25 protein-coding genes are annotated in these 21,309 nt (G+C 58.0%); 4 read left to right on the top strand and 21 right to left on the bottom strand.

Translation table 11 applies throughout. The annotated features are described in order from the left end of the window. Positions 1-201 (top strand): hypothetical protein (locus CLV97_RS18420; RefSeq protein ID WP_211295772.1); only part of this gene is annotated, 201 nt, incomplete at its 5' end. A 57-nt stretch (positions 202-258) separates the two neighbouring features. On the opposite strand, the gene sigB is transcribed toward CLV97_RS18420, so the two are convergent. The 8 genes from sigB to CLV97_RS15530 form a co-directional block, all read right to left on the bottom strand. Further along, a complete protein-coding gene (sigB, locus tag CLV97_RS15565) occupies positions 259-1,044 on the bottom strand; it encodes an RNA polymerase sigma factor SigB (protein ID WP_106346451.1) in 786 nt (261 codons plus the stop codon). Continuing rightward, positions 1,010-1,495, bottom strand: coding sequence for an anti-sigma B factor RsbW (gene rsbW / locus CLV97_RS15560; protein ID WP_106346450.1), 486 nt, complete (start codon positions 1,493-1,495; stop codon positions 1,010-1,012). Before rsbW ends, sigB begins: the two co-directional genes overlap by 35 nt. After that, a complete protein-coding gene (locus tag CLV97_RS15555; RefSeq protein ID WP_106346449.1) occupies positions 1,492-1,827 on the bottom strand; it encodes an STAS domain-containing protein in 336 nt (111 codons plus the stop codon). The genes rsbW and CLV97_RS15555 overlap by 4 nt, the downstream gene beginning before the upstream one ends. A 196-nt stretch (positions 1,828-2,023) precedes the next feature. Continuing rightward, positions 2,024-3,028 (bottom strand): PP2C family protein-serine/threonine phosphatase, encoded by a 1,005-nt coding sequence (locus CLV97_RS15550; protein WP_106346448.1) that lies wholly within the window; start codon positions 3,026-3,028, stop codon positions 2,024-2,026. Between the two features lie 136 nt (positions 3,029-3,164). Next, complete coding sequence (locus CLV97_RS15545; RefSeq protein ID WP_106346447.1) at positions 3,165-3,515, bottom strand: type II toxin-antitoxin system PemK/MazF family toxin; 351 nt, start codon at positions 3,513-3,515, stop codon at positions 3,165-3,167. Positions 3,516-3,519: 4 nt separating this feature from the next. Continuing rightward, positions 3,520-3,816: a CopG family ribbon-helix-helix protein gene (locus CLV97_RS15540; protein ID WP_106346446.1), complete on the bottom strand. Its 297-nt coding sequence runs from the start codon at positions 3,814-3,816 to the stop codon at positions 3,520-3,522. A 177-nt stretch (positions 3,817-3,993) separates the two neighbouring features. Further along, entirely contained in the window at positions 3,994-5,181 is a 1,188-nt protein-coding gene (gene alr, locus CLV97_RS15535; RefSeq protein ID WP_425440577.1) for an alanine racemase, read from the bottom strand. A 2-nt stretch (positions 5,182-5,183) separates the two neighbouring features. Then, complete coding sequence (locus CLV97_RS15530; protein WP_106346444.1) at positions 5,184-5,609, bottom strand: hypothetical protein; 426 nt, start codon at positions 5,607-5,609, stop codon at positions 5,184-5,186. Positions 5,610-6,001: 392 nt separating this feature from the next. Here CLV97_RS15530 and CLV97_RS15525 point away from each other — a divergent pair, with 392 nt between their 5' ends. Continuing rightward, positions 6,002-7,837 carry a DUF2207 domain-containing protein gene (locus CLV97_RS15525; protein ID WP_170070569.1) on the top strand — a complete coding sequence of 612 codons (1,836 nt, stop codon included), beginning with the start codon at positions 6,002-6,004 and terminating at the stop codon, positions 7,835-7,837. Between the two features lie 24 nt (positions 7,838-7,861). Beyond that, the gene (locus CLV97_RS15520; RefSeq protein WP_106346442.1) at positions 7,862-8,695 is read left to right on the top strand and encodes a pirin family protein; all 834 of its coding nucleotides are present in this window, start codon (positions 7,862-7,864) and stop codon (positions 8,693-8,695) included. A 186-nt stretch (positions 8,696-8,881) separates the two neighbouring features. On the opposite strand, the gene CLV97_RS15515 is transcribed toward CLV97_RS15520, so the two are convergent. The 6 genes from CLV97_RS15515 to CLV97_RS15490 form a co-directional block, all read right to left on the bottom strand. Then, on the bottom strand, positions 8,882-9,589 hold the full coding sequence (locus CLV97_RS15515) for a TetR/AcrR family transcriptional regulator (protein ID WP_170070568.1): 708 nt from the start codon (positions 9,587-9,589) through the stop codon (positions 8,882-8,884). After that, entirely contained in the window at positions 9,567-10,319 is a 753-nt protein-coding gene (locus CLV97_RS15510; protein WP_245891638.1) for an ABC transporter ATP-binding protein, read from the bottom strand. Before CLV97_RS15510 ends, CLV97_RS15515 begins: the two co-directional genes overlap by 23 nt. After that, positions 10,312-11,208, bottom strand: coding sequence for an ABC transporter ATP-binding protein (locus CLV97_RS15505; protein ID WP_106346439.1), 897 nt, complete (start codon positions 11,206-11,208; stop codon positions 10,312-10,314). Before CLV97_RS15505 ends, CLV97_RS15510 begins: the two co-directional genes overlap by 8 nt. A gap of 13 nt (positions 11,209-11,221) precedes the next feature. Next, positions 11,222-12,514, bottom strand: a complete 1,293-nt coding sequence (locus tag CLV97_RS15500) for an ABC transporter permease (RefSeq protein ID WP_106346438.1) — start codon at positions 12,512-12,514, stop codon at positions 11,222-11,224. A 319-nt stretch (positions 12,515-12,833) separates the two neighbouring features. Continuing rightward, on the bottom strand, positions 12,834-13,409 hold the full coding sequence (gene def / locus CLV97_RS15495; RefSeq protein WP_106346437.1) for a peptide deformylase: 576 nt from the start codon (positions 13,407-13,409) through the stop codon (positions 12,834-12,836). Further along, positions 13,402-13,593, bottom strand: coding sequence for a helix-turn-helix transcriptional regulator (locus CLV97_RS15490; RefSeq protein ID WP_106346436.1), 192 nt, complete (start codon positions 13,591-13,593; stop codon positions 13,402-13,404). The genes def and CLV97_RS15490 overlap by 8 nt, the downstream gene beginning before the upstream one ends. A 343-nt stretch (positions 13,594-13,936) precedes the next feature. Here CLV97_RS15490 and CLV97_RS15485 point away from each other — a divergent pair, with 343 nt between their 5' ends. Beyond that, positions 13,937-14,701, top strand: a complete 765-nt coding sequence (locus CLV97_RS15485) for an arylamine N-acetyltransferase family protein (protein ID WP_106346435.1) — start codon at positions 13,937-13,939, stop codon at positions 14,699-14,701. Between the two features lie 100 nt (positions 14,702-14,801). Here the strand turns inward: CLV97_RS15485 and CLV97_RS15480 are convergent, their stop codons facing one another. The 7 genes from CLV97_RS15480 to CLV97_RS15450 all read right to left on the bottom strand — a co-directional run bounded on the left by CLV97_RS15480 (position 14,802) and on the right by CLV97_RS15450 (position 21,119). Then, entirely contained in the window at positions 14,802-15,173 is a 372-nt protein-coding gene (locus CLV97_RS15480) for a group I truncated hemoglobin (RefSeq protein WP_106346434.1), read from the bottom strand. Positions 15,174-15,409: 236 nt separating this feature from the next. After that, positions 15,410-15,772 carry a group I truncated hemoglobin gene (locus CLV97_RS15475; protein WP_170070567.1) on the bottom strand — a complete coding sequence of 121 codons (363 nt, stop codon included), beginning with the start codon at positions 15,770-15,772 and terminating at the stop codon, positions 15,410-15,412. 225 nt (positions 15,773-15,997) lie between these two features. Next, on the bottom strand, positions 15,998-17,035 hold the full coding sequence (locus CLV97_RS15470; RefSeq protein WP_106346432.1) for an outer membrane lipoprotein-sorting protein: 1,038 nt from the start codon (positions 17,033-17,035) through the stop codon (positions 15,998-16,000). Positions 17,036-17,075: 40 nt separating this feature from the next. After that, a complete protein-coding gene (locus tag CLV97_RS15465) occupies positions 17,076-18,632 on the bottom strand; it encodes an NAD(P)H-hydrate dehydratase (protein ID WP_146130523.1) in 1,557 nt (518 codons plus the stop codon). A gap of 81 nt (positions 18,633-18,713) precedes the next feature. After that, on the bottom strand, positions 18,714-19,085 hold the full coding sequence (acpS, locus tag CLV97_RS15460) for a holo-ACP synthase (RefSeq protein ID WP_106346430.1): 372 nt from the start codon (positions 19,083-19,085) through the stop codon (positions 18,714-18,716). Positions 19,086-19,101: 16 nt separating this feature from the next. Next, entirely contained in the window at positions 19,102-20,205 is a 1,104-nt protein-coding gene (locus tag CLV97_RS15455; RefSeq protein ID WP_106346429.1) for an ABC transporter permease, read from the bottom strand. Next, the gene (locus tag CLV97_RS15450; protein WP_106346454.1) at positions 20,202-21,119 is read right to left on the bottom strand and encodes an ABC transporter ATP-binding protein; all 918 of its coding nucleotides are present in this window, start codon (positions 21,117-21,119) and stop codon (positions 20,202-20,204) included. The genes CLV97_RS15455 and CLV97_RS15450 overlap by 4 nt, the downstream gene beginning before the upstream one ends. Between the last annotated feature and the right edge of the window lie 190 nt (positions 21,120-21,309).

Here is a 21,309-nt window from a genome sequence, read left to right as displayed (position 1 = left end):
TGGGTTCGTCCTGAACATATAAAAACCTTCCTTCGGAATTGTTTTATTCCGAATTCAACAAAAAAGGCTGTTGACCCTTCTTTGTCAACAGCCTCAGCGCCCGGCAAGGGCGCTTCTATTTTGACAACCACCGCAAGGGGAAATGGCACGGCGTCAGGCCGACTGGCACCGGGAAAAGGGAGAACGGCTGACCTTCTCTGAATCCGTACGCATCCCCGAATAAAAAATAATCCCTCCCACGCCACTCAACCGGGAAGGTTAAATGCATTCCGACGGTTCGATCCGAATCGCTTCGCGCAGCTTGCGAAGCGCCCGCCGCTGCAGACGGGACACGTGCATCTGGGAAATCCCCAGTTTTTCTCCCGCCTGTTTCTGACTCAGGTTATCAAAGAAGGTCATGCGGATGATGTCCCGTTCCCTTTCCGTCAGCACCTGAAAGGCCTTTTCCAGCACCATCTTCTGATCGACGTGCTCAAAACCCTCATCCATGCTTCCCACCAGATCCAACAGCGTCACCTGGCTGCCGTCGCTGTTGGCCTCGATGGGTGTGTCAACGGAGACGGCGTTGTAACTGCGACCCATTTCCATCGTTTCCAACACTTCTTCCGGAGTGACACCCAGATATTCGGCGATCTCTGCAATCTGGGGTGAGCGCTGAAAACGAACCGTCAAATCCTCCACCGCTTTTTTGATGCGGGGACCCAGTTCCTTGATCCGTCGAGGCACATGCACACTCCAGGTCTTGTCCCGGATGTACCGTTTAATCTCGCCGATGATGGTGGGAACCGCAAAGCCCTCGAAGCTTCGCCCGTAGGAGGGATCATACCGCTTCAACGCGGCCAGAAGCCCGATCATCCCCACCTGGACCAGGTCCTCGAAGAGTTCGGCCCCCCGCGAAAATTTGGCTGCGAGGGTTTCCACCAATTCGGAATAATAATCCACCAGCGCGGCTTGGATTTCCTCATCCCCTTCCCGCTGATACTGGCGGATCATTTCCAAAATTTGATTCTCAGTGAGATCGGGTTTCTGTGGGCGAGTCGACATCCTCCTCCACCTCGTCCCTCCGGATATACTTGGTCAGGGTCACCGCGATGCCGCCGTCTCCTTTGATCTCCACCCTGTCCATCAGAGACTTCATCAGGTAGAGGCCCAACCCTCTCTCCGGCAATGCGTGAACGGGCATGTGTCCATTGAGTGGGCCCGATCGCGCCTGCACTTCCGCAATGTCGAAGCTGGGACCCCTGTCGACCACCTCGATCTCCAATCGGTCGGGAAAGATCCCGCAGAAGATGAGAATCTCTCCCCGCTGATCCTTGTAGGCGTGATGTACCGCGTTGGTGCAGGCTTCGGCGACCGCCACCTTCAGATCCTCGATGTCATCGTAGGAGAAACCCATCCGGCTGGCAATTCCGGATACCGCCAGGCGGACTACCCCCACAAAGTCGGCCTTGGCGGGAATGGTCAGCTCGATCATGTCTTTCGGTTGCTCCTTCATGATTTTCCGTCCCCCTGCGACTTGTCTTCCACACAGAAAATCTCACTCAGGCCCGTGATCTGAAACAGCCGCTCCAAACGAGGATTGATCCCGTATATTCTCAAACGGCCGGACGACGTGCGCAGCGCCTTGTACGCCCCGATCAGCACACCCAATCCGGTACTGTCCATGTAGGTCACCTTGGACAAGTCCAGATTCACCACTTCCGCCTTTTCACACAAGGGGATCAGCCGCTCGCGAAGACGGGGCGCGGTGTAGGCGTCCACCTCGCCTTCCACGACCAGAGTCGTGATCTTATCGGATTCCGCTTTTTCATGAATCGTTACGTTCATATCCTCAACCTCCGATGCTCACTTACACCTTTCCCCCTCGGGGTGAAAAAAAAACCTGATTCTGTTAGTTGAAAACGGGAAGAAAATCCCATTAAACAGGGATAAAACGTATGGGATGGTACGGGATTCCAGACCCCGTGCCTCATCGAGGCGGCTGGGAACTTGTCCGGTCCGATCCCCCCATCCTGTGGCCGGTTCATTTCCGGCGGATGATCATCAAGGTCTGATCATCATTCAGCTCATAACCGGCCATCCGGTAAATTTGCTGGTAAACCGCTTCCACTGCCTTTTGAGCGGGGAGATCCATGCAGGATATGAGCACCTGGCGCAGGTTTTCCCGGCCAAGGAAATCGCCGTTCACCCGGCACTCGGTCACGCCGTCGGAAAAGAGGATGATCGCATCTCCGGGGGAGAGATCCACGGCGTAATCGGTGTAGGTGGCGTCCGGAGAAACGCCGAGAACCAGTCCGCGGGTGGGCAAATTCTCGAATTTCCGTTCCTTCGCCCGGAACACCAATCCCGGTTCATGGCCCGCCGTCGCGTAAAAGAAGCGGTGGGTCCGGGTATTGTAGATGCCGTAGACCATCGTGATAAACATGCTGGGATCTACATTTCGCTCCACGACGCTGTTGAGGCGCCTGAGAATCTCCGAGGGGCGCAGGGATCCCTCCTGCAATCCGTCCATCGCGTATTTGATCATCGACATGCACAAGGCGGCGGGAATGCCTTTTCCGATGATGTCCGAGAGCGCCACCCCCATCTTCCCCCGACCGTGATCCACCACGTTGTAGTAGTCCCCGCTCATCTTGTTGGCGGGAACGCTGATCACGCCGATGTCGATCCCCGGGAAGGTGGGGAGCGTTTCCGGAAGGAGCGTCTGCTGCATCCCGACGGCCACTTCGATTTCGTATTCCAGCTCCTGCTGTCGATGAACCAAACTCTCGTGCTCCCGGTAGGCGATCCCATAACCCATCATGATTTCAATCAACATGTCGAAGGAATCCACAATCGCCTGGGGCACGTCCGGAACCATCTTTTTGATGACCGCCGCATGCAGGCTGACAATCTCTTCGGGGGAAATCCGCTGCTCAATCATCCACTTGCTCAACTGCTGAGCGGCGTACAGCAGATCCTCCCGTCTGTTCAGCAAATAATCGGATAGAAGATCCTCGTACTGCTTTTTGACATCGTCTCGTTTCATAAATTCACCCCAAACCGCGGTCTGCCAAAAGTCACAACCGACGGGCCAAAGGGGAACCACCGCCGATCCATGAATACGAGTCCATTATACTACAAAAAAAGAGATGCGGTTACTCTTCCCGCATCTCTTCGCGAGGTCAAAAATCGATCAAACCGAGGCTGATTTGCAGGGCCTCGTTGACCCGCGCCATCATTTCGTCGTCCAGGTGCGTGATTTTGTCGGTGAGCCGTTGCTTGTCGATGGTGCGGATCTGTTCCAGCAGGATGACCGAATCCCGGTCGAAGCCGTAGGTTTTCGCATCGATCTCCACATGGGTGGGCAATTTGGCCTTTTGGATCTGGGCGGTAATCGCGGCGACGATGACGGTGGGGCTAAACCGGTTCCCGATATTGTTCTGAATCACGAGAACCGGGCGCACCCCACCTTGTTCCGATCCCACGACCGGCGAAAGATCGGCAAAATACACATCGCCACGCTTCACGATCAAACCCTTACACCCCGCTAACCAAGCGATCTAAAGTATCATCAGCCTCTTCCTCGGCATCAAAGGCTTCCGAAGCAATGTTCAAGTTGATTTTGGCCATCTCCATATAACCGCGTTGCATCATCTCGCGAATCATCCGTTTTTTCCGCTCCTGCAGATAGAGCTTGGTCGCTTGCCGGATCAATTCGCTGCGGTTGGAATTCTCCTTTTGCGCCAAACCGTCAACTTCCTGCAACAGATGTTTCGGAAGGGTGATCATGATTCTTTTTGTCTCTGCCAACACCACGCACCCCCAACCAATCATCCCGTTCACAAACTTCTCTAGACAATACTACCATTTTGCCGTTCGCAATGCAAAAATATACCCGGAGGACGGCCGGATCCGCAACTTTTCCAGTATATAGGCAGTATTAAATGTATTCGACTCCGCCGCTGAAATTCCTTCCGGGTCAAAGAAACTCCACATGATCTTCATGTTTCGTCAAAAAATGCGCTCCGCCCCCGTCAGCCGGTTGATCACCCCGACCCGCTTCCCTCCCTCGAGGTACACCCGGGGAACCCGCCGGCCGACCGCACAGGTCACCTCATAGGAGATGGTGTCCAACAGGCGGGCCACCTCGTCCACGCTGATCACCTCGTCTCCCTGCCGGCCGTAAAGGACCACTTCGTCCCCCACGGCGGCGGGCATCGCCTCCGTCACGTCCAGCATCGTCTGATCCATGCAAACCCGCCCGACGATGGGGACCCGCCGTCCCCTCACCAGCGCCGATCCCCGGTTGGAGAGGCGGCGGCTTAAGCCGTCGGCGTAGCCGATGGGAACGGTGGCGATCCAGCGGCTTCCGTCCACCGTCGCCGTCTTTCCGTAGCTGATACCCGTTCCCGCCGGAGGCCTTTTCAGGCGGACGATCCGCGTTTTCAGCGTGAGGGCCGGCTTCAGCCGGACGGCCCTCCGGTTCACCTCTTCCGACGGATAATATCCGTACATGCTGATGCCGAGGCGGACCAGGGAATGCCCGTATTCCGGCAGGTCGATGGCCGCCGCGCTGTTGGAACAGTGGATGAGGGGCGCATCCGCCCCCGCCTCCCGCAAGCGGTCGACGAACCCGAGAAGGCGCCGATATTGAAAGCGGGTATACCCCTTGTCCGATTCATCGGCACAGGCGAAGTGGGTAAACAACCCGCCGATCCGGAGGTGGGGAAACCGGGCGAGATGGCGCAGAAAGGCCGACATCTCCTCTTCCAACAGCCCGAGACGGCCCATCCCCGTGTCCACCTTCACGTGAACATCCACGCTTTTCCCCTCCCGGGCCGCCTGGCGGCCGAGCGCTTCGACCACCTCCTCCGAATAAACGGTGAGGGTGATGTTGTTCCTGATCGCCTCCCCCACCGCCCGGGGCGGGGTGTAACCCATCACCAGGATCGGCGCGGAGACTCCCGCCGCCCGCAGCTCCAGAGCCTCGTCCAAAAAGGCCACGGAGAGGCAGTCGGCCCCCGCCGACAGCGCCGCACGGGCCACCGGCACCGCCCCGTGTCCGTAGGCGTCCGCCTTCACCACCGCCATCAGCCGGACGGATTCCGGGAGGTGTTTGCGAAACTGCCGGACATTGTGCCGGATCGCATCCAGATCCACTTCCGCCACCGTATCCCGAAAATAAGCGTCCTGATTCATGCTCATTCCCACCCGCGTCGCAAAATTTCCATCCGCTCGTTCAATCGTCCGAGAAAATCATCGCTAACCAGCAGGGGGGTCCGCTTTCCGTCAATCATATAAAAGTATGGCAGATCGTAGGCCGGCTTCACCCGGTTCAAGGGCACCATCTCCCGCCTTCGGCCTTTGCGGATCTCCAGCCGATCCTTGTACAGGATGTACCTGGGGCGGTAGACGGCCCGGTACAGCGCGGGCATCCCGGCCATCACCGCCGCGGCGAGAAGGAGCAGCGCGGCGACGAAAGGAGCGGAACGAAACGGGAAAAGGGAGAGCAAAGGGAAAAGACCGATCAAAAACCCCCCGACCTCCCACAGGCGAAGTTCCCGATCCTTCCGGTAGAGGAGGACCGTGTAGGGGGTGGTTTCTTCACAGATAATCTCGGAATCCATGGGGTCACCTCATGATCTCTGATCGAAGGTCTTGCAAAATGGGAAAGCCCGCGAAGATCCGGGATCGAACATGCCTGCACCCGGCTTATCCCCTTTTACCTCCTCATCATACCCTCTTCTCCGCCGGATTGCCAAGGGGAGACACCCACCCCGCGGCGAGTGTCCCCCGGGCTGCTTGCCGCAAGCTTTTTCCGTTTGAATGAAAATAAGCCTTTCTCCGGGCGGTTTTTTTCTTCCACCGAAGCAAAACGCTTCATATTTTTGGGAGATCGTGTATGATAATTAGAGACTTATTCAATCCTTCCATAATCCCGACTTTTGCCCGAGTTCGATTGGAACGAAGCGGCCAAGACCACTCGAATCGCCGTCCCGACGATCATGGAGGTGTACGGATGAAAAAAACGGCTGCCTTATGCTTCCTTCTTCTCATCCTGATCTTTCTCCCGGGTTGTGACGAAGAACGAGATTACACCATCGAACGGTTGGACATCCGGGCTTACATCCTGGAGGATGGCGATCTCTATGTAGAGGAATTGTACACCTACGATTTTAAAGGAGAATTTAACGGAACGACGCGCACCATTAAAAAGAAGGGCCACGACGGGGTGGAATTCTTTGAAGCCTATCTGCCGCCCCGGGGTAAATCCCTGGGGGAATTCTCCCTCGAGGATTCGCAGCGATTGAAGACCGAGTTGGATGGGGAGACGTATTATGTGTACACCGCCTCCAAAAATGAGAAAAAGCGGGTTTACTACCGGTATCGCCTGAACAACGCCGTGAGAAAATACAAGGATACCGCCGAATTTTACTGGGCCTTCTTTGATTCCAGCAATGAATCCGATCTTCATCGGGTGACGATCGATGTGATTTTGCCAAAGCCCTTTGCAAAAGATCAAATCCGGTATTTCTTGCATGAACGGGCGGATGGACGGTTTACGGAAATCACGGACCATTCCATCCGCTATCAGACGACCCTGTTTCCCGCCGGAGTCACCTCCGAAATCCGGCTCCTTTTCCCGGGCGAATTTTTGCCGAAGGCGGATTTGACCGCGGACAAGAACAGGAAAGCCGACATCTTGTCCGAAGAGAAAGCGCTCCAGGCGCGCTTCGCCGCCCGTGAAAGATTATTGGAAACGGGAAAATCGGCCCTGGATCTTATGTCACTTACGCTGCTTGCGGCAATTCTGTCATACGTTTTCTTCAGGATTTTGCGGTGGGTATTGGCCCGCGGAAAATCCGGCGAAGCGGGACGGTTGGAGGAATTGGATCCTCTCTTGGTCGCTCTCGTGTACCGGAAGGGAAAGTTAAAACCGCAGGATTTGATCGCCGGCTTGTTCTCCCTGTATCAGAGGGGGATCATCCGCATAGAGAAAACCAAGGACGACTTTAAGTTTCTTTGGGAGGAAGAGACACAGGACCTGAACAAGCATGAACGGCATTTGATCGATTCCCTTTTCAAGAAACGGGAGAGAATATGGGGGAAGCGATATCGCACCTGCACCCTGAAGTCGATTGCCCGAAGATTGAACAGCGACACCTTTCACGATTGGAAGGAGCATGTGCTGACGCATCGGTCCTTTGCTCCCGATATCCGGGAGTCCGGGTTCCTGAAATATATCACTTGGTGTCTTCTCCTGGTTCATTTCGGCATCAGCATTTATCTGTATTATGCGGATGTAGTGGACAACAAGTTCATCGTCCTGGCAGGCGTGGTTCTGGGGGCATTGGCGTGCCGTTCTGCTCTCAAATATCGGCGCAAAGGCCGTTTTATCCTCTTTTTGGCGATCTCCCCCTTCGCCCTCGTCACGCTGCTGGAGGCATCCGATGTGTTGGACGCCTATTTCGATTTGATGCTTCTGTCGTTCCTTTCCATGGCGGTTGCCCCCGCTTTTCCCCTCACTTTCAAAGGGATGACCCGCCGCTCCGCCGTCAAATCCTGGCGCAAGGCGTTGAAAGACGGCACATATCCCGCGGGGAGCGATCCCGAGCAGAGGGAAAAGCTCTTGCAATACGCCATCGTGCTGGGCGTGTCGGACTCCTTTGTCCGGCATTACGGGGATGTGGGGAAATATAGTGAATTGGCAAAAAAACTGCCGCTGATCGCCGATCCCAGGGAAACCTCCCTCACCTTCTCGGTCGTCCCCATAACCTGGAATACATCCTCCGGTTCGGGATTTTCCGTCGGCGGAGGTGGAGGCGGCGGAGGTGGCGGTGCGGGAGCCTTTTAAAAAAGATCCACAGGGGTGAGAAATATGGCTTTCCAACGGCGTATTCGTCATATCCGTTCGGTTGAACTGGCCGTCAACAGTCCCATCCACCGCAGCGGACCGGTCCTGGAACCGGGAAAATGGGAAGAATATGACCCTTTTTTGCTGCTGATGGAAGACATCTTTGAACGGGGAACCTTCGAGGAACATCCCCACCGCGGAATCGAGACGGTCACCTACGTGATCAGCGGCGAGCTGGAGCACTACGACAGCAACGCCGGTCACGGCAAGCTCGGTCCCGGCGATGTGCAGTGGATGACCGCCGGCCGGGGTGTCATTCACAAGGAGGACCCGGCTCCCGGATCGACGGTGCACAGCTTGCAGCTGTGGATCAATTTGCCGAGCACCCATAAAATGACCGAGCCGCGCTACCAAAACCTGCGGGCCGAGGAGATGCCCGTGCGCGAAGAGGACGGGGCAACCATCCGCGTCTTCTCCGGCTCATCCAAAGGCGTTCAGGCGCCGACCCGAAACATCGTCCCGGTCACGATGGTGGAGATGAACGTGGAACCGGGGTGCACCGTCTCACAGGACCTGCCGGGCCACTACAACGGCTTTTTGTACATCTTGGAGGGAAGCGGCGCCTTCGGGGCCGAGAAAGCGGAAGGAAAAGCGGGGCAGGTGCTCTTTTTCAGCCGCCATGAGCGCGGTGAACCGACCGAGGTCCAAGTGACCGCCCGTGAAAAGCTTCGCCTTCTCCTGTATGCCGGAGAACCGGTGAAGGAACCGGTCGTCGCATACGGCCCCTTTGTCATGAACACCCAGGAACAAATCCGCGAAGCCCTCCGCGATTACCAGGAAGGGCGCTTCCTCCGCTGACAACCGTAAGTCTGCCGGGATCGGAGATGGAAGGTTGCGCCGGAACGATTCCCGCCGATCTGGACGTACCCGCGGAACCCTGCCGGCGATGCGACCCTTTTCAATTAACGGATCGAGCTCCAATTTATCCTGCGGAGCACTCGGAAAAAATCCTTGCAGGCGGCCGATCCGCTCGCCTGCAAAGCATCACCCGCCGCCTTCCATCTCCTCCCGGGCCCTGGGGCCTCCGGCCCCCCGGACGAAGACGTCTGCGATCATGCGGATTTCCTCTTCTTCCTCCGAACGGGCAAACACCTCCGGAAAAACATTGCGGGCGAGCAGGTAGCCGATCACCAGCGACATGGCGCTGCGCAGCAGGACATAAGTGGGCAGGTCGTTCCGCAGTTTCCCCTGCTCTTTCAGGCGGTCCAGCTTTTCACCGGCCATGGCCATCAGGTTTTTGGCCACGTGGTTTTGCAGCGCCTCCCGCAGTTCCGGATGGAACAGGCTCTCCACGAGGATGATTTTGATCAGTTTCCAGTTGTTTTCAACGAGTTGGATGCGGTCGACGATCACATCCTGCATCACCTCGTGAAGGGGTTTGTCCTGCTCCAGGAGATGGAGCACCGGACGGGCGATGTAGGGAGCGGCCACCTTGGCGATGGCCGGAACCACCAGGCGCAGGAGCAATCCCTTTTTCGTGCGGTAATGCTTGAAGATGGTCGCCTCCGCCACCCCGGCCCGTTCGGCGATCTCATGGGTGGAGGCGCCGCTGTATCCCTTTTCGGCAAACACGTGGATGGCGGCCTCCAGGATCTGTTTCTGCTTTTGGGTCTGCCGCTGGGCCGGATCCAGGTTGACCTCGTACTCATCCGCTATCGTCTTTACCCATTCATCCCAGCTCTTGCTTGTCATCATCTCCACCTCGACGGATCACATCGGCAAAAATGTCTTCCAACGACGGCCGCTCTCCGAGCCTGGAACGGAACCGATCCCGAATCTCGCGCACCCCCCCGGACACCACGATCCGCCCCCGGTTCATCAAGGCCACCTCGTCACACCGTTCCGCCTCGTCCATGTAGTGGGTGGTCACCAACACCGTCGCGCCGCGCTCGGTCCGCTCATAAAGCTGTTCCCAGAACAGCCGGCGCGTGAGCGGATCCACTCCGCTGGTCGGCTCGTCCAGGATCAACAACAGCGGGGAATGGACCAGGGCGGCGGCAAAGGCGACTCGCTGGCGCAATCCTCCTCCCAGTGCGTAAACCGGCCGGCGAACCGATTCTTTGAGTCGAAATTCCTCCACCAGTTCCTCCACGCGGTTCCGCCGGTCGGAAACCCCGTACAGCCGGGCGTAAAAATCGAGGTTCTCCCACACCGTCAGATCGGGATAGAGGGAAAACTTCTGGGACATATAGCCGATCCGCTCCCGGATCCGGTACCTGTCCTTCACGATATCGCATCCGAAGACGGAAGCCGATCCCTCACTGGGCGGCAGAAGCCCGCAAAGCATGCGGATCAGCGTCGTCTTTCCCGCTCCGTTGGCACCGATCAGTCCGAAAATCTTTCCCGGCGTCACTGTCAATGATACATCATCCACCGCCCGGAAGGAACCAAACCGCCGGGTCAGACCGCGAATCTCAATCACGTTCCTCCGCCTCCCCCATCCATTGGATGAACACATCCTCAAACTCGGGTTCCGCCGGTTCGATCTCCCGCCGGTATCCCATCCCGTTCAGATGGTCCTTCAGCGGCTCCAACACCTCATCCCCCTCGGCCAGAATGATCCAGTGGACGCCGCGGGGAAAGGCGTCCACCACGCCGGGAACGGTTCGGAGCCGCCTCAGTTCCCGGACCCGGGCTTCCCGCATCTCCGGGATCCGGAACACCCGATGGGGAAAACACCGGATCAGTTCCTCCGGGCTGCCCCGGACCAGCAATCGTCCCCGGTGGAGGAAGAGCACTTCGTCGCAACGGGCGACCTCGTCCAGATACTGGGTGGATACCACCACCCGCGTTCCCTCTCGCGCCAGCTCTTCGATCAGCGCCCATATCTCCCGGCGGGCCAACGGATCCACCCCGTGGGTCGGCTCATCCAGGATCAGGCAGGAGGGGCGGTGCAGCACGGCGGCGACGATGGCCAGCTTCCGCTTCATCCCTCCCGACAATTTTCCGGCCAGCCGGCCTCCAAAGGGGAGAAGCTTCGCCCGTCGGAGCAGATCCCTCGACCGCTCCTCCGCCTCCGCCCGCTTCAGTCCGTACAGGGAGCCGTAGAACCGGAGATTTTCCTCGACACTCATATCCTCATACAGGCCGAAACTCTCCGAGACATATCCGATCTGGAACCTCCCCTCCCGCGCCATCCGCCCGCTGGTCGGCCGAATCGAACCGGCCATCAGTTTGAGGAGGGAGGATTTGCCCGCGCCGTCCGGTCCGACGATCCCGAAGATCCGCTTTTCCGCCAGGCGTCCGCTGAAATCCTCCAGCGCCGCCGCCCCTTCCTTGTACCGCACCGTCACCCGATCAAAGGTCCACATCCGCGTCCCCTCCTCATGTCAAACTGCGCCGAAAACGGATGGTCGCCACCAGCAGGAAAAACACGCCGAAAAAGGCAAGCACCGCAAATTCCAAGGGATAATCCCAGGCGCTCATCCCCTTGAGAAACACATCCCGGCTGATCGGCAGGAAATAGCTGAGGGGCAGCACGTAGGCGATCCACCGGATGCCCCAGGGCATCGCCTCCAGCGGAAAGATGAAACCGGAGAGCAGAATCTGGGGCACCAGCGTCATCACGGCCAGCTGCATCGCCTGCTGCTGGTTCTGCGACACGGTGGAGACCAAAAGGCCCATCCCGAGGGAACTGAACAAAAAGAGCAGCGCCACCAGAATAAAGGAGAACAGATCGCCCCTGAACGGCACGTCGAACCAATAGACGCCCGCGGCGAAAACGATGGCAAAATCCAGCGTGGCGATGATCATGTACGGGAGAACTTTCCCCAGCATCAGCTCAAAAGGGCGGAGCGGCGACACGATGAGCTGCTCCAGCGTGCCCCGTTCCTTCTCCCGGACCACCCCCAGCGCGGTCATCAGGGTGGTGATGAAGATCAACACAAGTCCCACCAGCCCCGGGATCATGTAATGAACGCTTTTCAAGTCGGCATTGTACAACACATCCACATCCGGCATCGACGCCTCCGGGTCGGGAAGCTGTTTCTCCAGCTCATCCTTCCGCTCCTCCATCCGCTCTTCCAGGGCGGATTTCACCCGGGATTCGATCTGCTTCCAAAGCGATTCGGCCGCCTGCGGGGGAAGATTGGAAAGCGGGGAGTCTCCGGAAAGCGAAAGGGACAGGGAATCCTCCCGGGATTTTTCAAAGGTTTTCTCCAGCTCCTCCTTTATGTCCCGGATGCTGTCCTTCTGCAGGTCCTTCAGCACGTCGTTCAATTCCCGTACCGCCGATTGAGCGGTAAACAACCGGCTTCCGTCCACCTGGATCTTCAGCTGAGAATCCTCGTCTTTGGCGGGGAATTCAAAGGCTTCCGGAAAAACCAGGATGACGTCCGCCGTGCCGTCCTTGATCCTGTCGACGGCATCCTCCTCGGAACCGCTTCCGACGACCTCCAGGGAATCGTGGCGATCGATCCGATCGATGACGTCCCGGCTGTCCCCGTTGTCCGCACGGTCCACCACGAAAACCTTCAGGTGAGGAACGTCAAAGTTGACCGCGTAGCCGAAGGCAACCAGCCAGAGAATCGGCAAAAGGATCATCATCGCCAAGGTCCGCCTGTCCCGCCGGAGTTGAACAAATTCCTTCCGCACCAGCGCACCGATCCGTTTCCACACGCTCTTTCACCTCCGGGATTCAATCATGTCCTTCCACTTCGATCTCGAAAAAAGGCGCGTTACGCCCCCTCGGCATCGAAAGAGAAGGGGTCGGGCAAGGAAATATGATGGCAGGAAGCTCCGCATCGGCCGACAAAGCGGTCTTGCACCTAAATGCAGGCCCCTTGAAGGCCGACGACTTTCTTCGTGGGATAGTGAGTAATCACTTACTTTTAGTATATCCGAAACCGGGCGCCCGGAAAAGGAATCTTGAAAAAAAGAGACGCCCTGCTTTTTTGCAGGGTGTCTCTTCTGGAAGCCCCAGCCGAAAAAGTTGGGTTTAAAAAAGGCTCCGGCAGTTTTCAGGCACGAGAAAAGGATTTTCTTTATTCATGCGGTCATAAAACAGGATCCCGTTCAGATGATCGATCTCGTGTTGAATGACGATGGAAGCATACCCTTTTAGTTTTAAGGTTACTTTTTCTCCCTCTGAATCAAACCCTTTGACTTTGATCCATTCATATCGGGGGACAAACCCCTTTACCTCCCGGTCCACCGAGAGACAGCCTTCCCCTTCCGGCAAATAAATCATCCAAACGGAATGGCTGATGATTTTCGGATTCACGAGGGCATATTCATGTTGCATTCCTTCTTCATCCACAAAATAGGCCGTGAACATCCGTTTATTCAAGCCGATTTGATTGGCGGACAAACCGACGCCTGCCCGCAGATGATACTTCTTGGACAACACGGGGTCTTGGCTGTTTTTCAAGAAGTTCATCATGCAGATTAACGTCTCTCGATCTTCGTCAGACAAGGGCACGTTCACTTCTTGGGCCCGCTGGCGCAGAATCGGATTGCCTTCCCTTACAATATCTTTCATGGTGATGGTATAACCCGCATGAAATTTACTCATAGACAAACAACTCATCCACCTTCACTTTTAATACTCTGGACAATTTAAACGCCAATCCCAGCGTAGGGTCATATTTGTCATTTTCGATGCAATTGATGGTCTGTCTGGCAACTCCGCACGCCTTGGCGAGCTGCTCTTGCGTCAGCCCCAGCTTTTTTCGTATTTCTTTGATCTTGTTTTTCAACGGCACCACCTGCGTCAAAAGGACTGGATATGTCCATTATTAACAAGCATGCACGGGGATGTCAATAACTTTGGACATTTTTAGGCGGCGGGCTTTCCCGCATCGAGCATGCGGCCCGCGTTCCCGGGAAAACCCCACCGTCTCCTCCGACAGCAGAACTCCGTCCCTCCCCCTTCGTTGAGGATGTAAATCCCACCTCAGGAAACTCCCCCGATGAAATGCACCGGATGTCTCTCCGCGGTTCGAAATAAGAAAGGGTTTCGCTCCTGCGGCGGCGGGGTATGGTATAATCGGTTATACAACATTATTATTTACTATATTAATAAATGACAGGAGGCCGCCGATGCGAGCGAATGTCAACCCGGACGTACAGGCATATCTTGATCTCCTCGATCTCACCGCCCCGCCGAAACCCACCCTTTCCTTCCTCGAGCGGTTGCACGAACGCCACCTGCTCAGGGTGCCCTTCGAAAATTTGAACATTCATCTGGGACGGCCGATTCGCCTCGATATCCCCTCCCTTTTTGAGAAGATCGTGCGGCAAAAGCGGGGAGGATTCTGCTATGAGCTGAACCACCTGTTTCACTGGCTACTGCAGTCGCTTGGGTATGATTCCATCCTCATCTCGGCGAGGGTGCGAACCGATCAGGGCGGTTTCAGCCCCGAATTCGACCACCTCGCCCTGATCGTCACCCTGGATGAGCCCTACCTGGTGGATGTGGGGTTCGGAAACGCCTTCCGCCGCCCGTTGCCCATAAGCGGAGAAGTTCGGGAAGACATCGGCGGCGTGTACCGGGTGAGGCGCCTGGAAAGCGGCGAGTACGCGATGCAGCGGCAAAGCGGCGAAAACTGGTCCGACGCCTATCGGTTCACCCTTGTTCCCCGCAGCATAGAGGAATTTCTGGACATGTGCAGATACCATCAAACCTCGCCGGATTCCCACTTTACCCGGAACCGGCTCTGCTCCCTGGCCACGCGCTCCGGTCGGCTCACCTTGACCGATACCGCACTGAAGGTGACCGAAAACGGAGAGCAGAGGACGCATCCCGTCGCTTCGGAGGAAGAGTGGTCCCGCCTTCTTGCGGAACATTTCGGCATCCGGCTGTGACCCGCCCGGACGGCGGGTCTGCGCCCTTTGACCGAAAAAACAAATGGAGGGGGCCGCCAAGCGGGCGGCCCCCTCCGACATCAAGGCTTGTCCATCTCTTTTATTGTTCGACGACATCGCCCTTCAGGGAGGCGAAAAGTTCGATCACCTGATCGATCAAATGCTGCGGGACATTGAAGTGCTTCAGCGAGTCGGACAGGTGTGTGGCAACCGCCATAAACTGCTCCTCCGTGATGCCCAATCCCTCGTGGGCCTTTTTGATGGTGCGCCCCTGATAGCGGTTGGGTCCGCCGGTGGCGTAGGCGATGAAGGCGGCCTGATGACGTTTCTGCTTTTCCATATCCGTGTTCTTGAACAGATCCCTCACCTTTTCATCCGCCAACACCCGGGCGTAAAACTCCTCGACGACCGCATTGATCGCTTCTTGGCCCCCCAGCTGCTCGTAAAGGGTGGTTTGCGCGCTTTCCTGCATGACGGTTCCTCCTCGTCGTTTGCTTTATTGCAAGGGCTATCCATCAAGCCTCTCGCGAAACACGGAGATATGTAGAAAGGGTTAAACCTGAATGTGTTGTAACGGAACAACTGCTACGATGTTAGAATTATGAGTTGATAATTCCCATTCTCTATTTTATCCGCAATTGACTGCTCATTCAATAGACTAAGAATAGTCCATATTTTCCGCTCGACTTTCAACCAAAAAACCGGAGTTTAATGCCCTACGACAAAAGGTTTGACCGAACGGAGGAAGGACTCGATCTTGATCCGGTCGTCGGTAGAGACGTTGAAGGTCTTCAGCGTGTCGTTCATGATTCGGATCATCCGCTCATACTGCTCGGAGGTGATGTTCAGCCCCTTGTGCCCCTCCCGCAGGGTCCTTCCGTCGTATTCGACGGGTCCGCCGAGGGCATAGGAAAGGAAGGCCGTTTGGTGAGCCTTGAGTCGGTTCATGTCGATCCCTTTGAAAAGCTCGTTCACCAGCTCGTCCTCCAACATCCGGCGGTAAAACTCCTCCACGACGGCTTTGATCGCCTTCTGGCCGCCCAGCTTGTAATAAAGGCTCGTTTCCGCCACACCGCTTCCCCCTAATTTTTCAGCGATTTACATTATTTTTCAAACACACAAATAACCATTTCGTAATAGCATTTTAACCTTTCTTTCAGAGAAAGTCCATAAGGGGGACTCGATTTCCCGAAAAGGCGCCCGAGAGAACTGTTCGAGCTGTCCAAAAAAGCAAAAAAGGACAGATCTCTCTGTCCTCTCTTGAAAAAGGGTTGACTCCACAGGGGACCGCTTCCCTCATTTGGCGGGTTGTTCTTCGATGGAGCGGGCGATCCGGGTCATGACATCCACGGGCAGGTTGCCCACCAACTCGAAATCGGTTCCCTCATAGGTCCAGGAAAGCCGTTTGTTTTCATCCGTTTCCAAAAGGATGCCCTGGGTGAAGCCGAGATCGATCGGTCGCCCGTACAGCGGAAGGCTGGCCTGCACCGCCTCCGGTTTCTTCTGGCTCAGGGTGAAGGAGGATTCGCCCTGGTAGCGCATGATCACCACTTTGCCCTCCGGGCTGTTCACGGTCTGCTGATCGACCAAGCGGCTTCCCTCCGGAATCCATCCGGGGGTCAGAACGCTGAACTCCTTCTTCTCTTCCTTCTCCGCCGATTCCTCTTCCCGGCCCGAGGAGGGAACGATCGTCGGATCACCGTAACCGGTCATGTTCCGCTCCATGTCAAAGGCGTCCTTGTCAAAGCTGGCATCGGGCTCAAACCGGTTGAATTCCACGAGCACCTTCACCTGATCGTCCGAATCCAGCACTTCCACCTTCTTGGGATTCAGTTTGCGATCCAACCAAATCCGCTGCTTCACCAACGACTGATTCTGTTCAAACTTCGCCGCCACCTCGAACCGGTAATCTTCCTTGCCGGCGGTGAACACGCGGGAGGAATCGTCGATGATGCTGTTCAGGATCGTCTGGTACAGATATACCTGCCCGCTGGATTCCGGCCAGTCGCTGTGGAAGCGAAAGCTCTTGTTCAGATGGGGGGTCAGTACGTATACGCCGTCATCATTGCGAAGGAGGATTTGGGTGATGTCCTTGTTCACGTTTTTCAAGCTGACCCGGTAATAGTGCGGTTGTTTGTACCAAACCTCCACATCGTACACCTGCGGCTTGCTGCCGGTCTGAATCGTCATCTTGGCCTGACTGCGGTAACTTTTCAGGTCCTCGGAGCGCTCGGACAAGTCGTTCACCACTTCTTCGGCGCTTTTGGGACCACATCCCGCCAGAAGAGTCAAGACGATCACCAGAGTCACGATCGCCCACGCTTTCCGACGCATTTGATCAGCCCCTTCGTCGATTTCCCGGGAAATGTGTCGGTTAGGCACGGGCGCGATCGGACGCGAGCCGGGAAAGAGCGGCACCCAGTTGTGACAGGATCTCGGAGGCGAGAAGGCTGTGCTCGGACGTGCGGACGGCGAGCTCGCCGGCGAGGCCGTGCAAGTAAACCCCCATCGCAGCCGCAACGGACGCGGGGATTCCCCGAGCGAGCAAACCGCCGATCACCCCGCTCAGGACATCGCCGGATCCCGCTTTGGCCATGGCCGGAGTGCCCGTCGGATTCACCATCTGGGTTCCGTCGGGAAAGGCGATGATGGTGTGGGTTCCCTTCAACACCACCACGCTCCCCGTCTTCTCCGCCCACTCGCGGGCAAGGGTGTGACGGGACGATTCCACTCCGGCCGCAGTGGTCCCCGCCAGACGGGCCATTTCCCCGGGATGGGGCGTCAGGATCGTCTCCCCTCTCCGGGCGCGAAGCGCATCGGGATGCTCCGCCAGGATATTCAACCCGTCGGCGTCCAACACCACCGGAAACGGAAGGGTTTCGAGCAATTCCCGAAGCCAAGCCCCTTCGCCGGGAAACCGTCCCAGCCCTGGCCCCACGGCGGCGGCGGTGAACCGGTCGATTCGTTCCGGCAATATCCGGACGCTGTCTTCGGCGAACCGCCCCTCTCCGTCATCCGGCCATCCCCAGACCAGCGCATCCGTCACCTTGGCGGCGAGGATCGGTTCCTGGGCGGCGGGGACGGCCACCGTCGAAAGCCCCGCACCGATGCGTAGTCCCGCCAGCCCCGCGAGGACGGCGGCGCCGAGCATCCCCCGCGATCCGCCGACGACCAGCAGATGTCCGTACGTCCCCTTGTGGGACCAGCGGGAGCGGGGAAGCAGCCACTCTCTCCACCAAGACGGGTCGTTGACGCGGGCTGCGGGGGGACGGTGTTCCGCCGCCGACCGGGGGATGCCGATGTCGGCCACGATCACTTCGCCGCAGTGGTCGGCGGCCGGCAGGAGATAGTGGCACCACTTGGGATAGGCAAAGGTCACCGTCCAGTCGGCGCGGATCGCCTCCGGCAACAGGGCCCCCGTGTCCGTGTCGGCGCCGCTGGGCACATCGACGGCGACAACGGCGCCCCGGCGGTGTTCGTTGACCAGGCGGATCAGTTCCAACGCCCGGGGGCGCACCTGCCCCCGAATGCCGGTGCCCAGCAGGGCGTCGACGATGGCATCCGCCTCCTCGATCCGGCGAATGAGTTCACCGCGGCGTTCCTCCGCATCCCGGACGACGGGAATTCCCAAATTGCGGCACACCTGGAAAAAGACGCGAGCATCGGAGGTCAACTTTTCTTCCGGTCCCGCCAGCCAGACGACCGCTTTCCAGCCGGCGGCGGCCAAATGCCGGGCTGCCACAAACCCGTCTCCGCCGTTGTTGCCGGTTCCGGCGAGGACGAGGGCGGTTCCCGGACGCGGGAGTCGATCCGTCAGCGACCGGGCCACCGCCTTCCCGGCGTTTTCCATCAACACCACACCGGGAATGCCGATCGTTTCGATGGCATAACGGTCCAGATCGCGCATCTCCTGTGCAGTTGTCAAGTACACACATGTCCCTCCCAACCGCGATATATATGTATGTCCCCGTCCCTTTGAATATGCAGACAAGGTTGACAGACCCTCAGCCGGTCAGATCCTCTCCGCCACAACCATCGCCGTCGCATAATGGTCCGAATGGGTGATGGAGAGATGGAGGCGCACCTCCTCCTCCCACCCCAGGACGGCCCGGCCCCGCGGGCTGAGGCGGACCTGCGGACAGCTTCTTTCGTCGGGAAGGATTTCGATGTCTTGAAAGCTCAGTTTGCCGATCCCCGTGCCCGCCGCCTTGGACACCGCCTCCTTGGCCGCAAACCGGCCGGCGAGAAATTCCAGGATCCGTCCTTCCGACCGCGGCAGGCAGGCCCTTTCCCTCTCGGTCAATATGCGCCGCGCCAGCCGCTCCGCCCCGAACCGGCGAATCCGCTCCAATTCCACCAGATCGATGCCGATACCGAGAATCATCTCGCGTTCACCCCCGTCATTCCACATCCCACCGAAAACTCCAGGCCGCCACCAGGAAAGAGACGGCGAGCCAGGCCGCCAAGGCCGCCGTCGGCATCCACAGATCCGCCAGTCCGGCACCCGCGTTCATGATGTCCCGAAGCGCGCGGGTCAGGTGAACGATGGGAATCACCTCGACCAACGGCTGCAGGAAGTCCGGCAAATTTCGGATGGGAAAAAAGATCCCCCCGACGAAAATCATCGGAAAGGAGACCAACCCGGCAATCGGTCCCGCGCTCTCGGGGCTGCGGGCCAGGCTGGCGATGATGAAGCCGATCGACAGGAAGGTCAGCGTTCCGAGCAGGATGAAAAAGATCAATGCCGCCCAGGAACCGTAGACGTGAACGTCAAAGGCGAAATAGGCCACCAGGAGGACGGCGATCGCCTGCACCGCGTTCAGGAGGATGCGGGCGGTGATTTGCCCCGCGATGAAGGTGGCGCTGGACAGGGGGGTTCCCTGCATGCGGCGCAAGATTCCCCGCTCCCGCCACGAAGCGATGGTGCCGGCCACGCCGTTCAGGCTGTTGTTCATGATCATCAGGGACAAAATGCCTGGGACGAGGAAATCGGTATAACTCATCGGCCGGCTCTGGACATTGATCTCTTCCACCCCGATCACCGGCTGAAACCGGACCAGCCGCTTGTTCAGGCGGTCCACCATCTGGCGGATCAGCGCCGTCCCGACCTCCGCCACCGTCGGATTGCCCTTGTCATAGTAGAGGGCGATCAGCCGGGCCGTTTCCCCTTCCTCCGGCGATGCGACCCGCTGGCCAAAACCCTTTTTCACCACGACGACCAGGTCCGCCTCCCCGCTGCGGACCATTTCCCCTCCGCCGCCGTCGGAGGAGGGGATGAGATCTATTCCCTCCGTTTTTCCCAGTTCCCCGACAAATTGCCGCGACGCCGCCGAATCGTCCTCGTCGGCCACCGCCACCCTCACCTGAAAGCCCATGCCGTCTCCGACCAGCATTCCCAGGGCGAGCATCATGAAAATGGGAAAAAACAGCGTCCAGATCACGATGTTCCGGTTGCGGGCGAACAGCAACAGTTGCGCCTTGGTCAGTTGGAAATATGCTTTCATTCCTGCGTCAACCTCTTTCCTGTCCGCTGTAGAAACACATCCTCCAGGGTGGCCGTCCGGGTGCGGAGATCCTTCAGGGCCACCCCCCGCTCACCGGCCCAGGTGATCAATCCGCTCAGCGTCTCCTGAAGGCGATCCGTCAAAAGGATGACGTCCCGCTGCCGATCCCCCGCCCGCCTCACTTCCTTCACTCCCGGGAGCCGGTGAAACGGCGCCCCCGCCTCCGTCTCCGCCGTAAACTCCACGACGCTTTCCGACTCCAATCCCCGGATCAATCCCGCCGGCGTATCCAAAGCGATGATCTCTCCCCGGTCCATGATGGCCACCCGGTCGCAGAGCTGCTCCGCCTCCTCCATGTAATGGGTGGACAAAAAGATCGTCCGACCCTCCTCCTTCAGCTTCCGGATGATCTCCCACAGGCCGCGCCGGGCCTGGGGATCCAGCCCCGTGGTCGGCTCGTCCAGAAAGAGAACCTTGGGATCGTGCACCACCGCCAGGGCGATGGCCAGCCGCTGCCGCTGTCCGCCGGAAAGATGCTTCACCAGGGTCCTTTCCTTTTCCCTCAGGTCGAAGGAGTCTATGAGCGAATCGAGGGGCTGGGCGGTGCCGTAAAAGCTGGCGTAGAGCTGAAGAGACTCCCGGACGGTAAGATGTTCAAACAGGGCCGTCGATTGCAGCTGAACGCCGATGATTCGCTTGACCCGGTCCCGATGGCGGATGGCGTCGATGCCGCCCACGAAAATCTCCCCTTCGTCGGGAAGGCGCAGGCCCTCGATCATTTCCATCGTCGTCGTCTTCCCCGCTCCGTTGGGCCCCAAAAGGCCGAATACCTCTCCTTCCGCCACCTCAAAGCTGATGCCGCTTACCACCGGCTTTCCCCCGTAACGTTTGACCAATCGGCTGACCCGAATCATCGGGTCCGTTTCGCACCCTGTTTTCACCGACGCCCTCCTTTCCGTCTGCCACTACGTCCAGTATACACCTTCCAGATGAAAATAAGAGGCGCTTCATGGGTTTCATGAAGGAAAATTGCGACCGAACGGAGAGCAGCCGGGCGGTCCGACCGAGGAGCTGAGGCGGATTTTTAATGGGCGGGATAAAAAT

The organism is Planifilum fimeticola, assembly GCF_003001905.1.
Lineage (GTDB): Bacteria > Bacillota > Bacilli > Thermoactinomycetales > DSM-44946 > Planifilum > Planifilum fimeticola.
Note: the sequence above shows the minus strand (reverse complement) of the source record. Positions and strands in the feature narration are given on the sequence as shown.

Coding starts and splice junctions, on each gene's coding strand:
- sigB (WP_106346451.1), bottom strand. CDS start 1,044: ATGTCGACTCGCCCACAGAAACCCGATCTCACTGAGAATCAAATTTTG.
- rsbW (WP_106346450.1), bottom strand. CDS start 1,495: ATGAAGGAGCAACCGAAAGACATGATCGAGCTGACCATTCCCGCCAAG.
- CLV97_RS15555 (WP_106346449.1), bottom strand. CDS start 1,827: ATGAACGTAACGATTCATGAAAAAGCGGAATCCGATAAGATCACGACT.
- CLV97_RS15550 (WP_106346448.1), bottom strand. CDS start 3,028: ATGAAACGAGACGATGTCAAAAAGCAGTACGAGGATCTTCTATCCGAT.
- CLV97_RS15540 (WP_106346446.1), bottom strand. CDS start 3,816: ATGATTGGTTGGGGGTGCGTGGTGTTGGCAGAGACAAAAAGAATCATG.
- alr (WP_425440577.1), bottom strand. CDS start 5,181: ATGAATCAGGACGCTTATTTTCGGGATACGGTGGCGGAAGTGGATCTG.
- CLV97_RS15530 (WP_106346444.1), bottom strand. CDS start 5,609: ATGGATTCCGAGATTATCTGTGAAGAAACCACCCCCTACACGGTCCTC.
- CLV97_RS15525 (WP_170070569.1), top strand. CDS start 6,002: ATGAAAAAAACGGCTGCCTTATGCTTCCTTCTTCTCATCCTGATCTTT.
- CLV97_RS15520 (WP_106346442.1), top strand. CDS start 7,862: ATGGCTTTCCAACGGCGTATTCGTCATATCCGTTCGGTTGAACTGGCC.
- CLV97_RS15515 (WP_170070568.1), bottom strand. CDS start 9,589: ATGACAAGCAAGAGCTGGGATGAATGGGTAAAGACGATAGCGGATGAG.
- CLV97_RS15505 (WP_106346439.1), bottom strand. CDS start 11,208: ATGTGGACCTTTGATCGGGTGACGGTGCGGTACAAGGAAGGGGCGGCG.
- def (WP_106346437.1), bottom strand. CDS start 13,409: ATGAGTAAATTTCATGCGGGTTATACCATCACCATGAAAGATATTGTA.
- CLV97_RS15485 (WP_106346435.1), top strand. CDS start 13,937: ATGCGAGCGAATGTCAACCCGGACGTACAGGCATATCTTGATCTCCTC.
- CLV97_RS15480 (WP_106346434.1), bottom strand. CDS start 15,173: ATGCAGGAAAGCGCGCAAACCACCCTTTACGAGCAGCTGGGGGGCCAA.
- CLV97_RS15470 (WP_106346432.1), bottom strand. CDS start 17,035: ATGCGTCGGAAAGCGTGGGCGATCGTGACTCTGGTGATCGTCTTGACT.
- acpS (WP_106346430.1), bottom strand. CDS start 19,085: ATGATTCTCGGTATCGGCATCGATCTGGTGGAATTGGAGCGGATTCGC.
- CLV97_RS15455 (WP_106346429.1), bottom strand. CDS start 20,205: ATGAAAGCATATTTCCAACTGACCAAGGCGCAACTGTTGCTGTTCGCC.
- CLV97_RS15450 (WP_106346454.1), bottom strand. CDS start 21,119: ATGATTCGGGTCAGCCGATTGGTCAAACGTTACGGGGGAAAGCCGGTG.